We start from the raw sequence: 959 nt of genomic DNA, 5'->3' as shown, positions 1-959 counted from the left end.
CCCGCGGAACCCACCCCCATCCACCTCGGCGGCGCCCTCATCCCGCACCTCACCGACCACCACACGCACCTCGGCCTCACCGACCAGCGCGCGCTCTTCGCCGCTGGCATCACCGACGCCGTCGATCTCGGCTGGATCCCCGAAGTCGCATCCACCTGGCTGGACGGCGATCTCGACCGGCCGGCGGTGGCGATCGCCGGGGCTCTCCTCACCTCTCCGGGCGGATATCCGGTCAACGCGGGCTGGGGACCTCCCGGGTCGAGCGCCGAGCTGACGGGGCCGAGTGCTGCACGGGATGCGGTTCGTAAACAGGTCATGCTGGGAGCCTCTCGCATCAAAGTCGCCCTCAACTCCGACGCGGGAACAACGGTGGATAACTCCACGCTCGCCGCGATTGTGGAGGAGGCAGCGGCCGCCGGTGTGCCCGTCACGTTCCATGCGCAGGGCGCAGGCCAGGTGGCCCGCGCCATCGCAGCCGGCGCCGATCAGCTCGCGCACGCGCCCTTCTCCGAACGCGTCGACGACGCCGACCTCGTGCGTGCCGTCGACGCCGGGATGACCTGGGTGTCGACCATCGACATCCACGGCTGGGGAACGCCGACGGCCGACTTCGCGGTGGCGCAGGACAACATCCGGCGCTTCGTCGCCCTGGGCGGCCGGATCCTCTACGGCACCGACCTCGGAAACGGCCCGCTCCCGGTGGGCGTCAACCAGCGCGAGCTCGAGGCGCTCTCCGACTGCGGGCTGGACGACGCAGCACTGCTGACGTCGATCGCCACAGCCCCTGCGGGCGCAGCACCCGCACCGTCGGCCGCCGAAGCGCACACCCCTACCTCTCCCACCGACCTCATCGGCCCCCGCTTCGCGTGGCTCCCGACCGTCCTCCCGCCGCTCACCGCATCCACCCCCGGCACTCCCTCCCGCGTCCCCGCGTGGCTCGCCACCGCTCGCGGCTGCAC

1 protein-coding gene is annotated in these 959 nt (G+C 72.2%); it reads left to right on the top strand.

Going from position 1 to position 959, the window contains the following annotated elements; all coding sequences use genetic code 11:
• A partial coding sequence (locus B7438_RS20700; RefSeq protein WP_085371453.1) for a hypothetical protein occupies positions 1 to 959 on the top strand: 959 nt, incomplete at both ends.

The sequence above is a fragment of the Leifsonia sp. NCR5 genome, from assembly GCF_002105485.1.
Classification (GTDB): Bacteria; Actinomycetota; Actinomycetes; order Actinomycetales; family Microbacteriaceae; genus Leifsonia.
The sequence above is the reverse complement of the archived record's forward strand: the minus strand, read 5'-3'. Positions and strand labels throughout refer to the sequence as shown.